Origin of the sequence: Methanosarcina sp. 2.H.T.1A.6 (assembly GCF_000979455.1) — an archaeon.
Lineage (GTDB): Archaea > Halobacteriota > Methanosarcinia > Methanosarcinales > Methanosarcinaceae > Methanosarcina.
This window is the reverse complement of sequence record NZ_JJOY01000049.1, coordinates 290,795-305,011: the sequence shown is the minus strand read 5'-3', so window position 1 is coordinate 305,011 and position 14,217 is coordinate 290,795. Positions and strand designations below refer to the sequence as shown.

Here is a 14,217-nt window from a genome sequence, read left to right as displayed (position 1 = left end):
GCAGTTGCAGCCGCTCCAATGATGATGCCTGCAGCCGGCTTCCAGATGCCTGCAATGCCAATGATGTCCGGCGGTTCAGGCAGCGGAATAAAGCTGACCTTCAAGAACGCAAAGATCACCATTGACAGGATGATCATCAGCGAGAAGAAGGAAAAGAAATAACTGAGTGACGACAGGCTATTGCCTAAAACAGAAAAACAATCCAAAAGGGGTATGCTGTGACTAAAGTAATTGCAATAACGGGAAAAGGCGGAACTGGTAAAACAGCGGTAGCGGCTCTTCTGATCCGTTACCTTTCCAAAAACGGGAAGTTTACACTGGCAGTTGATGCAGACGCAGATACTAACCTGCCTGAGACCCTTGGCTGTGAAAACGTAAAAACAATCGGGGATGCAAAGGAGTTCCTGCAGGCTGAAATCACAAAACCGAGGCCTGATAACCCCGATATGAACAAGGAATCGGTACTCAAAAGTAAAGTATATGAGATCATTGAAGAAATGCCGGGATACGACCTGCTGGTAATGGGCAGGCCCGAAGGTTCAGGCTGCTACTGCTATGTAAACAACCTCCTCCGGGGCATCATGGACAAACTGATCGTGAATTATGATGTAGTTGTCATTGATGCGGAAGCCGGGCTTGAGCATTTCAGCAGGAAGATTATCCGGGACATTGATGATCTGATTGTTGTAACCGACGCATCACGCAGAGGATTCAGGACTGCAGAAAGAATTCGTGAACTTGTGAGTGAACTGGATTCAAATGTTGGCAAAATTCACGTTATTGCAAACAAAGTTACAGATGCAAACCGCGAAGAGCTCGTGAAACTGGCAGGGGACCTGAAACTGAACCTGATAGGTGTGATACCCCTCGACCCGAAAATAGAGGAAATGGACATAAAAGGTATACCTCTCTTTGAAATCCCGGATGATTCGGTTGCTGCAGTAGAAGTCGAAAATATAGTACAAAGACTGGGGTTCTGACCCCAGCTTCCTTTTGAACCTGTGGATTATGCAGAAAACCATACCGGAAAAAGAGAACAGGAGCCCATGTCAGGTTTAAGAGCTTGAAACGGCATTTGAAATAATCAGAATAACGGAGCAGGATTCGTTCCTGCCCCGGTCCCTGTTCCTATAAAAGGGAAAAACATCTGGAAACACGTTCTGTATTATATTCTTTATTATAAAGTCACTCACAAAAACGGAAAAATTACGGAAACGGTGAGGTTTACATGGCAAAGAAAATGAAGTTATCAGATATAACAAACATGTTCGCGGGAATGGATGTAGAAGCCCTCGAAGGTGTGACTATCGAAGGGGACATTGAGATTGATCTCGGTGGACTCGGAGGCGGCTTTGACCCGATGCTTGCAGCAGCTCTCGGGCAGGAGAGTGCAGTACTTGCCCAGCACTTCGCAAGAATAGCCGGTATGTTTGGATATCCAGTAGGCTTTGGTGCACAGGCAGCAGCTCCCGCAGTTTCCCCTGCTCTGGCAGCCCCGAAACTCAAGGATATCATCTCTGCAAAGTTTGATGTTGCTAATATCGCAGAATGGACAACTCAGATTCAGGAAGTACCCATAGGCAACACCTCTGCAGACGGCGGAAGCCGTGGAAAGCAGGTAATGCTGGGTGGCGAAAAAGCTCTTCCGTTCTTCTTTGACGCTCCAATGCCGAACAGGAACCAGGTCACAATTGACGTGTTCGACATGAGAATAGGGCTTGCAAAAGCTGTCAAGGAGAACTACGATGAGGTCATGGACAGCCCTGGAGAATGGGCAAAGAAGAACGTTGAAAAGTTCAACGCCGACATGATCACCATCCACCTGATTTCAACCGACCCGCTCATTAAGGACACTTCCCCCAAGGATGCAGCCAAGACCGTTGAAGAAGTACTGCAGGCCGTTGATGTGCCAATAGCCATTGGTGGATCAGGGAACCCACAGAAAGACCCCGAAGTCCTGGCAAAAGCAGCAGAAGTTGCAGAAGGCGAACGCTGTCTACTTGCATCTGCCAGCCTGAACCTTGACTATGCAGCAATTGCAGAGGCCGCATTAAAGTACGACCACGATGTGCTTTCCTGGACCCAGCTGGACATGAATGCCCAGAAGGAACTGAACAGGAAACTCATGAAGCAGTGCAATGTGCCCAGAGACAGGATCATAATGGACCCAACCACTGCAGCCCTGGGGTATGGTCTCGACTATGCTTACACCAACATGGAGCGTATCAGACTTGCAGCCCTTATGGGTGATGACGAACTGACCTTCCCGATGTCCTCAGGTACCACCAACGCATGGGGTGCCCGTGAGTCCTGGATGGTTAGCTCTCCATTGGGACAGGATTCTGACTGGGGCCCAAGAGAGTACAGAGGACCTATATGGGAAATCGTCACAGGGCTGTCCCTTGCACTTGCAGGAAACGACCTATTCATGATGATGCACCCAACCTCGGTAGCTGTTCTGAAGCAGATAACCCAGACACTCTTTGGCTCAATTGAGGCAGAGCCTGTGGACATTGCCAACTGGATCGGAGCGGAGGTGTAAAAAATGAAAATAAACAGCCCATTAGAAGCCTACAAGTACCTACCCCAGACAAACTGTGGAGAATGTGGTGAGCCTACATGTATGGCATTTGCTTCCAAGCTGATCGACAGGTCCGGAAAGACTGAAAACTGTCCCCCGCTAATTAAGGAAAAGAAGTACGCAAAGAAGCTGGCAGAACTCGACAGGCTCCTTGCCCCCGAGATCCGCCAGGTTACCATAGGAGTAGGCGAAAAGGCAGCAAACATCGGGGGAGACGATGTCCTGTACCGCCACAAGCTCACATTCTTCAATAAGACAAAGATGTTCTTCGATGTTTCAGACAACATGGAAGAAGCTGCCCTTATTGAGAGGGTAAATAAGATCGCAGACTTCAAGAAGTTCTATGTAGGTCGCAACCTGCTTCTCGATGGTGTGGCAATAAAAGCCGCTTCCAACGACCCGGCAAAGTTCGCTGCTGCTGTCAAGAAGGTAGCAGAAATAGGCCTGCCTATGATCTTCTGTTCCTTTAACCCCGCAGTCCTGAAGGCAGGACTTGAGGTTGCAAAGGACAAGAACCCGCTGCTCTACGCTGCAAACAAGGACAACTGGAAAGAAGTAGGAGAACTCGCCCTTGAGTACAAGGTCCCTGTTGTTGTTTCGGCATTTAATGACCTTGACGCCCTCAAGAGCCTTGCAAAGACTTTCGCAGAAGCAGGTATCAAGGACATTGTGCTTGATCCGGGAACCTACCCAAGCGGCAAAGGCCTGAAGGACACCTTCACCAACTTCCTGAAAATCAGGAGAGCGGGTATTATGGGCGACACCGAGATCGCATATCCGATCATGGCTCTCCCCCTCACAGCCTGGATGGCAGGAATTGCAGACCCTGTAAGTGCCTCCTACTGGGAAACCGTTATGGCTTCAGTATTCACGATCAGGTACGGAGACATAATGATCCTCCACAGCATGGAGCCTTATTCCACACTGCCTGAAGTGCACCTGGCCGAAACCATCTACACCGACCCAAGGACTCCGGTCTCCGTGGACGGAGGTATGTATAAGGTTGGAGCCCCGGACAAAGACTCTCCGGTGTTCTTCACCACAAACTTCGCCCTTACATACTACACGGTGGAAAGCGATATCTCAGCAAATGGAATCGTGTGCTGGCTGCTTGCAGTTGACACCGATGGGATTGGGGTGGAAGCTGCAGTTGCCGGTGGTCAGCTGACTTCCGCAAAGGTAAAGGACGCATTCGAAAAGGCAGGATTCGACCTCAAGACGGACACAAACCACAACACCCTTATCATTCCAGGTCTCTCAGCTCGTCTGCAGGGTGACCTCGAAGATACACTCGGTGCAAATGTTAAGGTTGGTCCAATGGACTCCGGCCGTATCCCCGGCTGGATAGAGAAAAACTGGCCCCCAAAACAATAAGTCCGAATGTAAATTGAAAACTTTACAGATCCGTGTCTCTCTGACACGGAACTTTCTTCTTTTTTAAAAAATACGATGCATCATAATGAAAGGCTGCAGGCAAATTTTTTTGTATATTATACTTATACAATGGCGAGTTCGTACTTTTCCCCTTTGTTATAAATGTTGGCCCACTTTCCGCAGATGCCGATTCAATTCCCACAATTTTTGCTGCAATCTTTTTGTCTGAAAACTGCCCGGTTATTCAAACATGTGTTTTGAAATTTCCCACAATTTTCGACCTTGTGCCTCCATTCACAGATTCATTTCCATTTCTCGAAGACTCAGTTAAAATAATAATTGCAGATTTGGAAGGATTCTCCAAAAATGATAGAAAGAAAAATGCTATTTTTGAGGACATCTGCGGAAGATAAGAGTTATGACTAAAACTCCCTATATATTTTGAATTTCATTGACTATTTTTTGAATTTTGTTAGGATTTCTCAGAATTTGTTAGGATAACTATAAACAAATATTAGAAAATTAAATTATAAAATAGATACAATTATTGAGAATTCAACGCATAAAAACACATAAACAAGAGAGGGTAGCAAATTAATTTAAATAGAATGAAACGATCTTTGATAGTGGAAATTTTAAAAATGTTAGCCTATAGAGGTACTATATAGATAATAACCAGTATTCAAGCATTATTCGGGTGTTAACATTACACAGGTTTCGTTGATATTACCGGCTTATAACGAAGTAGCAAGAATAGAAAAAACAGTAAACCAAACTGCAGAAACTCTTAAGGAAATCACATCTTCTTTTGAGATTATTATAGCAGAAGATGGAAGCAGCGACGGGACAGATAGAGTAGCTGGTAAACTTGCTACGGAGCATAACTACGTGAGTCATCTTCACTCGGATTCGCGCCAGGGGCGTGGCAGAGCATTGAATAGGGCTTTTAAGTTTGCATCTGGAGATGTTCTTTGTTATATTGACGTGGATCTTGCAACTGATATGAGCCATCTGAAGGAACTAATAGAATCAATCTCAGTAGAAGGATATGACTTTGCAACAGGCTCCAGAATGATGCCTCAGAGCAACGTAAAAAGGCCCTTAAAAAGAGGCATAGCCAGTAGAGGGTTTAATTTTCTGGTGCACACTTTTTTACACTCAAAGTTATATGACCATCAATGTGGATTTAAGGCTTTTAAAAAAGACCCGTTGTTTAAACTAATTGATCAAGTGCAGGATGAACACTGGTTCTGGGATACTGAACTTATGGTTCTTGCACAGTCTCGGGGATTTAAAGTTAAAGAATTCCCGGTAGTCTGGAGGCATGGAGGCACAACGACGGTAAATCTTAAAAGAGATGTTATAGACATGGGGTCTCAAATCTTCCGTTTATGGTGGAGTTTAAACAGGCAGTCAAAGAAAAATGAAGTAAAATCCTGCGAGGGGTGCTTTGAATAAAATTGAATCTAAAACAAAGCAGATCTTTTATTTTAGCCTGATAATTTTTTCCATACTTTTACAGGCAGGCAGTGGAATTTGCGGAAAATACGCTGCGATGACAATAAAAGAGGCTTCACCTTTTATTACAGTCACAAATATTTATTATTTGCTCTCCCTGGTATTTCTTGTACTGCAGGCGATTGTCTGGCAGCAAGCACTGATACACTATCCACTTTCATATGCTTATCCATTTATAAGCCTGGTTAATTTTGTGATATTATTTTGTTCTGCAATTCTATTCCATGAACAGATCACCAGGTATAACGTTTTAGGGTTACTCGTCATATCCTTTGGAATTTTAATACTATCCCGCAGTTTGGGAGAAGAAACATGATTACTTCTTCTACATTTTATTTGTTATTAGTAATCGCATTTACAGGAGTCAGTCAGACACTTTTGAAAATAGGGGCAAACCAGTCCTCTGAAAAAAAATTTACTGCCGCGTATGTGAACCCCTGCACATTTACTGCATATATTTTGTATGTGATAGTAACTATTTTTACAGTGTACGCGCTTAAGGAAATCCCGTTAAAGTTATTTTACACAGCTACCTCCTTAAAATTTGTCCTGGTACTCATTCTTTCTAAATTGGTGCTCTGTGAAAAAATAGACAGTAAGAAAGTAATTGCTATGGGGTTTATCGTATCTGGTGTTATAATATTCAATATGTGAGATAGAAAGAAATAATTTCAAAAATCCATGAAAATCTGCATATTCTGCCCGGATACATATCCTGCCCAAATACTTAACTGCTAGAAATTATCTACACCATGTAGAATTATACAAATGATTATATAAGGAAAAAGCCTATTAAATATGTTTCCGAACTATATATTTTTGAACATTTGTTTAGAAATTAGATGCAGCAGTTTACTGGCCTGGTGGAATGACATTTCAGTCAGACACCCGGGAGCATGAACAAACAGGAAGAACAGCAAATCCAGCTATTCTTAAATAACATGAGAGTGCTTAACAGGTGAACTGTTCAGTATTACTATAGAGACTTTACTTTCTGAACACTCCGAGACCTACTATTCCAGGAAGACCATCAGCAAGGATTATAGGTCAACCACCCCTGAGCTAAAAACTCGGACTTGTCTGACAAGCCCTGGTTGACCAGATCACCGATTAGGAGCTTCGGAAAATCGGTAAACTATAGGAAAGAAATAGTTACCCTGAAATGCCGCCTCAGTTTCAGGCTCTAAGGATGCCCGGTTAAATAGTCCTGAGAGGTAGGGACGTACTTGCATCGTGAAACCTTTCCATATCAGATCGAGAGGAAGACGGATTCCGTAATTGACTTGTTCCAGCTACGCGGTTACACTCCAACTTCACTAGGTTGAAGTCCACAATTCGGATACGCATTACCCTACTTAGGTGGGTGAAGGGTGATTTATTCGCCCTCATTACATTAATAAAAAACTAATTCAATAGAGCAGGACGTGGAAGTTGACGTATTCCTCCCCTGAGCTAAAGACTCAGGGGTTTCCTGCTGAGGTTTTATGAATTCCATCACATGCCCGAAATGCGGCAAAGAATGCGATAAACTTTTTGATTCCGTTTGCAGGGACTGTTTCTTTGAGACCTTCAAACCAATTGAGCTGCCCCTTGTACTCCACGTAAGGATCTGTTCCAGCTGCGGAGCGTACTTTCACAGGAGCCGCTGGGAAAATATCGGCAATATAGAAGAAGTGGTGCTGAAAGCCGTAGAAAATGTCCTTTTTATCCACAATGAAGCCGGAGATGTGGAACTCTGCCTGGAACCAAAAGAAATTACACCTTATATATACATGGTGAGAGCCGAAATAGATGCAATCGTGGAAGAAGAGCCAATCCATGCCGAAGCTGAGACAGAAGTAAGGATTCAGCGGACAGCCTGCGATATGTGCAGCCGTGAGTCCGGAGGATACTTTGAAGCAATCATCCAGATAAGGGCAGCAGGCAGATTCCCTACTGAAGAGGAAAGGAGGCGCTGCTCTGCCATTGCCAGGGAAGCCATGGAAAGCATGAGGAAGAAAGGCGACCGCCTTGCCTTTATAAGCGAAGCCCTTGAACTGAAGGAGGGAATCGATCTCTACATGGGCTCCATGAACGCCAGCAGGCAGGTATGCCGGCTGATCGTTAACGAACTCGGAGGCAGTTTTTCCGAGTCCCCTACCCTTGTTGGGATGAAAGACGGGAAAAACCTCTACAGGATTACTTTCGCCATGCGCCTTCCGGAGTTCAGGCCAGGGGACGTGATAAAGTTCAGGGGAAGGATTATCCAGATAAGAAGCTCAGGAAAAAAGGTCAACGGGATAAGCCTTGAAGATGGCACCAGGTTTATTTCGACTCCTGAAGAGCTCAAAGGCGCAGAAAAAGTTGCAAATCTTGGGGATGCAGTTTTTACAGTTCTGGTTTCAATCGAAGAAAATGCAATTCTTGTGCTTGACCCTGTGACCTATGAAACTGTTGCAATAAAAAAACCAATGTTCTTTAGTGCAGAAGCAGGAAGCGAAATCCCTGTTCTGAAAACAGAATATGGAATCTTTGCGCTTTCACATTCCGATATTCCACAGGAAAAATGAGAGATCCGGAAAAACGAGGAAACATGCAGAATATCCTTGCAATTGGGTTTGATACACGAAACATTGTCTGCTCCGCAAGCAGGGCAGGTTACACTATCTGCTCTATAGATGTTTTTCGTGACCTTGACCTTCAGAAATGTGCATATGCATCAGCCCTCCTTGAATGCAGGACTTCAAGCGAACTCCATCAGCTTGATCCTGGCTGGGTAATAGCTCAAATGAACGCCTTCGGGCTTGACTTTGACGCCATCGTACCCGGCTCGGGAATGGAGATGCTGGACCCAGGCAGTTTCCCCTGCCCGGTACTTGCCAGCTGTCCCGACGCAGCTAAGGAAGCTTCAAACAAACTGCACCTTGCAAAAAAGCTTGAAGCCCTTGGGATGCCACACCCTCACTGTTATTCTCCGGAGGAGCTGGATTCTATCGAATACCCTGTTATTCTCAAACCTGCCTCAGGAGGAGGGGGAATCTTTAACAGGGTTGCAAGGAACCGGCAGGAACTGCTGTCAGCTTTAGAAGAATTATCCAGGCTGGACCCAGAGTTTGCAGAAAAGGAGGTTGTAATCCAGGAGTTTCTGGAAGGAATTCCTTCAAGCGTTTCTTTGCTTTCCACAAACAATCAAGCTCTGTCAGTTGCTGTGAATGAACAATTGATAGGGATGCCCTGGCTCTCGAAGCTACCGTTTGCCTACTGCGGAAACATAACTCCTTTCAGGACAGCGCACGCAGAGGAGATGGAAACCCTTGCTGAAGAACTGGTGCTTGAACTCGGGCTTCTGGGCTCAAATGGCGTAGATTTCCTGGTTACGGAAAAGGGGCCTGTAGTTCTAGAAGTAAATCCAAGGTTCCAGGGCAGCCTGGACACCATAGAGATGGCGACGGGAATGAACCTTTTTGAAGCCCATATTGGCTGCTTCAGAGGAGAACTTCCGGAAAAGCCGGAAGCAAAACATTTTGCTGCAAGAGGGGTTCTTTACTCGGATCGAGAACTTTTTATAGACAGAAAACTCATGGACTTCATTCTCATGGAAAAAAGTGCTGATATTCCTTCCATGGGAACTGTTACTGAGCCTGACTGGCCCCTTACCTCCCTGTTTGCATGCGCCTCAACAAGAGACGAAGCAATCCGATCTCTTGAAAGAGGGGCAGAGAAGATAAAGACTTTTATTGTAAATCGAACGAAAGAAGAAAGGAAGCCCCTGAACTCTGCCGGAAAAGCATGAGGTTCAGTTGTGAAAGTGCAGCTTTTTCCAGATATGAGAGATCTCTTTGAGAAAAAGCATGATGTAAACTTTAATACTGGTATGTCCAATTCATATTAGGGATTTGAGAGGTGAACACTTTGGTCGATTTAAATGACAAGGTAATTAGAGGATATCTCATGAGCCTTGTAGGGGAAGAAGGGCTTAAAATGATAGGAGAGATGCCCGAAGGTGAGATAACGGATGAAGAAATTGCGGCAAAGACCGGAGTTCTGCTGAATACTGTGAGAAGAACTCTCTTCATACTTTATGAGAATAAATTTGCAATCGTTGTAAGAGAGAGGGATTCAAACAGCGGATGGTTGACATATCTCTGGCACCTGGACTTTTCCGGCATAGAGCACCAGCTTATGAGGGAAAAGAAAAAACTGCTAAGGAACCTGAAGACTCGCCTGGAATTTGAAGAAAACAATGTTTTCTATACGTGCCCGCAGGGCTGTGTTCGCCTTCTTTTTGACGAGGCAACTGAAACAGAATTTCTCTGTCCCATGTGCGGGGAAGACCTGGCCTATTACGACAACTCCCTTTTTGTGGGAGTCCTGAAAAAGCGTGTGGATGCCTTGAGTAGTATATAAGGGATCGGTCTTGACTACCCGGACCCAGGCAATAAGGCTGCTTGAAGAATCAGGCTGCGCCCCTAATGTAATCGAACACTGCAAGGAGGTTGCTTCACTGGCAGTCGAGATCGCAGAAAAGGCAAAAGCAGCCGGAAATAACGTAAATCCGGAGCTTGTAGAAGTAGGGGCTCTTTTGCACGACTTTGGAAGATGCCGGACTCATGGAATTGCTCATGCAGTTGAAGGATTCAAGCTGGCTAAAAACAAAGGAGTCGAAACTGAAGTTGCCGAAATAATAAAACGGCATATAGGAGCCGGCGTTTCAAAAGAAGAAGCAAAGGAGTTTGGACTTCCTGAAGAGGATTATTTTCCCCGGAGTATGGAGGAAAAAATCGTTGCACATGCCGACAACCTTGTAAAAGGAACGAAGAGAATAACGATAAACGAAAGAATGGAGTTCATGCGTAAAAAGGATATATCTGAACATGTGGTTCAGAGGGTAAAGAACCTCGCTGAAGAAGTTGAGGGACTTTCCCGCTAAATTCCGAATTTTCTGAATTTTCCGAATAGAGAATAATTCGGACATCCTGTATAGAAAAACAGAAAAATTATTTTATCAAATAATTCTCCGGTTTTAAATGCGAACGCATTTAGAAAAAAGGGGGAAGACTTATATATAGCGATATTAATAATGAGATAATGGATTGCTAAATCCTGCGATTTAAGCTAAAAATGCTCACCTCAACTAAAACATTTTTTTTTAGCGACATTTCTCATTTTTAACTTATTATGAGGGTATGTTTATGGATAATGACAAATATCTAAAAGGCACAACTACCGTAGGAGTAGTTTGTACTGACGGAATTGTGCTCGCAAGTGAACAGCGAGCCACAATGGGGCATTTCATCGCAAGCAAAACTGCAAAGAAAGTCTACCAGATCGATGACCTGGTGGGAATGACCACTGCCGGTTCGGTAGGGGACGCTCAGCAGCTTGTGCGATTGGTAAGTGTAGAGTCACAGCTCTACAAAATGCGCAGGAACGAATCCATGACAATCAAAGGAATTACCACTTTGATGTCGAACTTCTTGAATGCTAACCGCTACTACCCCATGATGGTCCAGCTCCTTATCGGAGGGGTTGACAAAAACGGACCTGGAATCTACTCACTGGATCCAATGGGAGGGAGTATTGAAGAGACAAGGATCTCGGCAACAGGTTCAGGTTCTCCCATGGCTTACGGAATACTGGAAGACCAGTACAGGGAAAATATGACTGTAAAAGAAGGTCTTGATCTTGCGATAAGGGCAATTCACAATGCAACGAAAAGAGACTCAGCTTCCGGAGAAAATATCGATGTAGTCGTAATTACAAAGGAGGCATTCAAAAGGCTGGATCCTGAAGAAGTAAAATCCAGAAGGGCTTCATTAAATTAAATAATTTAACTGTTGGTTTTTTTATTTTAATATATAAACTAACACCTTTTTCAAATATTATTTTTTTAACATCCAGATACTTTTTGATTTTTTGACGAAAAGGAAGATTCTTAATGCCTATTGAAGACGTGCTATTAGACCTCAAAAATAAAATTGAGAAAAATCTACCCGCAGGAGTTACAATTACCGACGTCGAATTCGAAGGTCCTCAGCTTGTCCTGTACACTGAAGAGCCCCGTAAATTCGCAGACGACGGGAATATTATCCGCAACCTGGCAAAAGAACTCAGGACACGGATTGCCATGCGTCCTGACCCCAGGGTGCTTGCAACTCCTGAAGACTCTATTTCTATAATTGAAGAAGTTGTTCCAAAAGAATCCGTAATCTCGAGCTACTATTTTGACCCCGATTCCGGAGAAGTGATCATCGAAGCCGAAAAGCCTGGGCTTGTAATAGGAAAGCATGGCGCAACCCTGAGAGAGATTACAAAGCAGATCGGCTGGATTCCCAAAGTTGTCCGGACTCCTCCTATTAAGTCCCGTACAGTGAAAAACATCAGGGAGTTCATGAGGAACAACCTCAAAGAAAGAAAAGAAATCCTGAAAACCGTGGGGAGGAAAATTCACAGGGAGTGTACCTCAAAAGACCAGTGGGTAAGGGTTACAGCCCTCGGGGGATGTAAAGAAGTAGGTCGAAGCTGTTTTTTGCTTTCTACTCCAGAGTCCAGAATCCTGATTGACTGCGGAGTCAATGTAGGTTCTGACGAAAACATGACACCTTTCCTCTACGTTCCTGAAGTTTTTCCATTAAGCTATATAGATGCTGTAATAGTTACCCATGCACACCTTGACCATCAGGGACTTGTTCCCCTGCTTTTCAAATATGGGTACGAAGGGCCTGTCTACTGTACGCCTCCCACAAGAGACCTTATGGTGCTGCTCCAGCTCGACTACATCGACGTGGCGGCTAAAGAAGGGAAGAAGAGCCCCTATGAATCAGGGATGATAACAAAGACCCTCAAACACACCATACCTCTGGACTATGAGGAAGTAACAGACATCGCCCCTGACATTAAACTGACTTTCCACAATGCAGGTCATATCCTGGGTTCGGCAATTTCCCACTTCCATATAGGAGATGGGCTCCATAATGTAGTCTTTACGGGAGACTACAAATATGAGAAAACCAGGCTTTTTGATCCTGCTGTCAACAAGTTCCCCAGAGTAGAAACAGTCATCAGCGAAGCTACTTATGGGAATTCTAACGCATTCCAGCCTGCACTTAAGGACGCTGAAAAGCACCTGCAGATGGTTGTTAAGAATACAGTTGAGCGCGGAGGAATTGCACTTATCCCTGCTTTTGCAGTGGGCAGAAGCCAGGAAGTTATGATCGTGCTCGAAGAGTCCATAAGGAAAGGGATTATCCCTGAAGTCCCGGTCTACCTTGACGGAATGATCTGGGAAGCTACTGCAATCCATGCGACTCATCCTGAATACCTTAACAACGACCTGAGGAAACTGATCTTCCAGAAAGGCCAGAACCCCTTCCTATCCGAATGCTTCAAACCGGTTGACTCCCATGAGGCACGCCAGAAGATAATTCAGAACCCTCACCCCTGTGTAGTTATTTCAACCTCGGGCATGATGAACGGAGGACCTGTTATGGACTATTTCAGGGCCTTTGCCGATGACCCACGCAACACTCTTGTGTTTGTAGGTTACCAGGCTGACGGAACTGTAGGGCGCAGGATCCAGAAGGGATGGAAGGAAATCCCCATGACAGGAAAGAACGGAAGCAACGAAATCCTGAAAATGAACATGGATGTACAGGTAGTAGATGGCTTCTCAGGCCACTCGGACAGAAGGCAGCTTATGGATTATGTTAAGAGAATGCAGCCCCGTCCGGAAAGAGTGTTCACAGAACACGGAGACGAAAAAGCCTGCGTGGATCTGGCAAGCTCCATTTACAAGAAACTTAAGATCGAGACACGTGCTCTCACAAACCTCGAAACCGTAAGGCTACTGTGACCCCCAGGGGGCCACAATACTTTTTTTAAAAAATGTTATTAAAAAGAATAGTAGAAATATAGTCGACAAAAATTAATAGTTAGATAAGACTTTACGAAACTTTTTTATTCCCCGTGCCCTGGAGCAAATTCAGGACTGAGAAGAGGCTCAAGGCTAAGAAGATGTTCCATTAGCATTTTGTGGTCACCTACCACCAGATCTGCCCTATCAAGCTCTGAAGGCTCTACATATGTGGGGACTCCGATACAGTAAATATCAGCCTTTTTTGCGGCTTCCACGCCCAGAACAGCGTTCTCTATCACGACACATTCATTTTTCCCGACCTTAAGAAGCTCAACTGCCTTCAGGAAAGGGTCCGGATGGGGCTTGGAATTAAGCACGTCATCTCCAGTGACCACGGCATCAAATATTCCGGGAAAGAGCTGGTCAAGGATTCCGTTAACTATAAGGCGGTCCGAGCCTGAGACTACCGAGAGCAGGAAATGTACCTTAAGCATTTCGAGACATTCTTTCATCCCATCGAAAGCCTTCAGTTCGAAAATTCGTTTGAACTCCTGCCTGTAAATTGCGGTGATCGTTTCAAAATCAAAAGCTTCAGGCTCTTTTCTGGCTTTTCTGATAAGTAGGGGGAGGCCGTTCCTGGGGTTTGAACCCTCGATTGCATAGATATCCTCGTCCCGGATTTCCATACCCATATCAAGAAAAGCTTTTTTCCAGGCTGCTGCATGGAAAGGCATGGAGTCTACGAGAACACCATCCATATCAAAAATTAATGCTTTTAACACGTTTCTGGCTCCTGAACCGAAATAAATGGAAAATATTAGAAATGGGAACTATTTTGGAAGATTTGATAAAGTTAATGAATAATTTATGAATCTTCCTGAGTGCAGTTTGGTAAGGAGTTAAGGTAAGG

14 protein-coding genes and 1 pseudogene are annotated in these 14,217 nt (G+C 44.6%); 14 read left to right on the top strand and 1 reads right to left on the bottom strand.

What is annotated here, in order from left to right:
* From EO98_RS18620 to EO98_RS16140, 14 genes and pseudogenes are all read left to right on the top strand, one after another.
* Positions 1-162 (top strand): annotated as a pseudogene (locus tag EO98_RS18620) (acetyl-CoA decarbonylase/synthase complex subunit beta); the annotation flags it as partial.
* Positions 163-218: 56 nt separating this feature from the next.
* Positions 219-980 (top strand): carbon monoxide dehydrogenase accessory protein CooC, encoded by a 762-nt coding sequence (locus EO98_RS16195; protein ID WP_048160070.1) that lies wholly within the window; start codon positions 219-221, stop codon positions 978-980.
* 248 nt (positions 981-1,228) lie between these two features.
* Positions 1,229-2,542 carry a CO dehydrogenase/acetyl-CoA synthase subunit delta gene (gene cdhD / locus EO98_RS16190; RefSeq protein ID WP_048134578.1) on the top strand — a complete coding sequence of 438 codons (1,314 nt, stop codon included), beginning with the start codon at positions 1,229-1,231 and terminating at the stop codon, positions 2,540-2,542.
* Between the two features lie 3 nt (positions 2,543-2,545).
* The gene (gene acsC, locus EO98_RS16185) at positions 2,546-3,955 is read left to right on the top strand and encodes an acetyl-CoA decarbonylase/synthase complex subunit gamma (RefSeq protein WP_048142397.1); all 1,410 of its coding nucleotides are present in this window, start codon (positions 2,546-2,548) and stop codon (positions 3,953-3,955) included.
* Between the two features lie 221 nt (positions 3,956-4,176).
* A complete protein-coding gene (locus EO98_RS18615) occupies positions 4,177-4,368 on the top strand; it encodes a hypothetical protein (RefSeq protein ID WP_156161163.1) in 192 nt (63 codons plus the stop codon).
* Between the two features lie 307 nt (positions 4,369-4,675).
* Positions 4,676-5,413: a dolichyl-phosphate beta-glucosyltransferase gene (locus EO98_RS16180; RefSeq protein ID WP_235283789.1), complete on the top strand. Its 738-nt coding sequence runs from the start codon at positions 4,676-4,678 to the stop codon at positions 5,411-5,413.
* A complete protein-coding gene (locus EO98_RS17575; RefSeq protein WP_052734563.1) occupies positions 5,406-5,789 on the top strand; it encodes a hypothetical protein in 384 nt (127 codons plus the stop codon). Before EO98_RS16180 ends, EO98_RS17575 begins: the two co-directional genes overlap by 8 nt.
* Positions 5,786-6,127: a hypothetical protein gene (locus EO98_RS16170; RefSeq protein WP_048142393.1), complete on the top strand. Its 342-nt coding sequence runs from the start codon at positions 5,786-5,788 to the stop codon at positions 6,125-6,127. The genes EO98_RS17575 and EO98_RS16170 overlap by 4 nt, the downstream gene beginning before the upstream one ends.
* Before the next feature lie 830 nt (positions 6,128-6,957).
* Complete coding sequence (locus EO98_RS16165) at positions 6,958-8,022, top strand: 60S ribosomal export protein NMD3 (protein WP_048142391.1); 1,065 nt, start codon at positions 6,958-6,960, stop codon at positions 8,020-8,022.
* A gap of 23 nt (positions 8,023-8,045) precedes the next feature.
* Positions 8,046-9,245, top strand: coding sequence for an ATP-grasp domain-containing protein (locus EO98_RS16160; RefSeq protein ID WP_048142522.1), 1,200 nt, complete (start codon positions 8,046-8,048; stop codon positions 9,243-9,245).
* Positions 9,246-9,364: 119 nt separating this feature from the next.
* Positions 9,365-9,859: a transcription factor gene (locus tag EO98_RS16155; protein ID WP_048136509.1), complete on the top strand. Its 495-nt coding sequence runs from the start codon at positions 9,365-9,367 to the stop codon at positions 9,857-9,859.
* A gap of 10 nt (positions 9,860-9,869) precedes the next feature.
* A complete protein-coding gene (locus EO98_RS16150; RefSeq protein WP_048142389.1) occupies positions 9,870-10,382 on the top strand; it encodes an HD domain-containing protein in 513 nt (170 codons plus the stop codon).
* Between the two features lie 262 nt (positions 10,383-10,644).
* On the top strand, positions 10,645-11,277 hold the full coding sequence (gene psmB, locus EO98_RS16145; RefSeq protein WP_048136511.1) for an archaeal proteasome endopeptidase complex subunit beta: 633 nt from the start codon (positions 10,645-10,647) through the stop codon (positions 11,275-11,277).
* Between the two features lie 113 nt (positions 11,278-11,390).
* Positions 11,391-13,304: a beta-CASP ribonuclease aCPSF1 gene (locus EO98_RS16140; protein ID WP_048142388.1), complete on the top strand. Its 1,914-nt coding sequence runs from the start codon at positions 11,391-11,393 to the stop codon at positions 13,302-13,304.
* A 104-nt stretch (positions 13,305-13,408) separates the two neighbouring features.
* On the opposite strand, the gene EO98_RS16135 is transcribed toward EO98_RS16140, so the two are convergent.
* Complete coding sequence (locus tag EO98_RS16135; protein WP_048136513.1) at positions 13,409-14,089, bottom strand: HAD family phosphatase; 681 nt, start codon at positions 14,087-14,089, stop codon at positions 13,409-13,411.
* Positions 14,090-14,217: the final 128 nt, after the last annotated feature.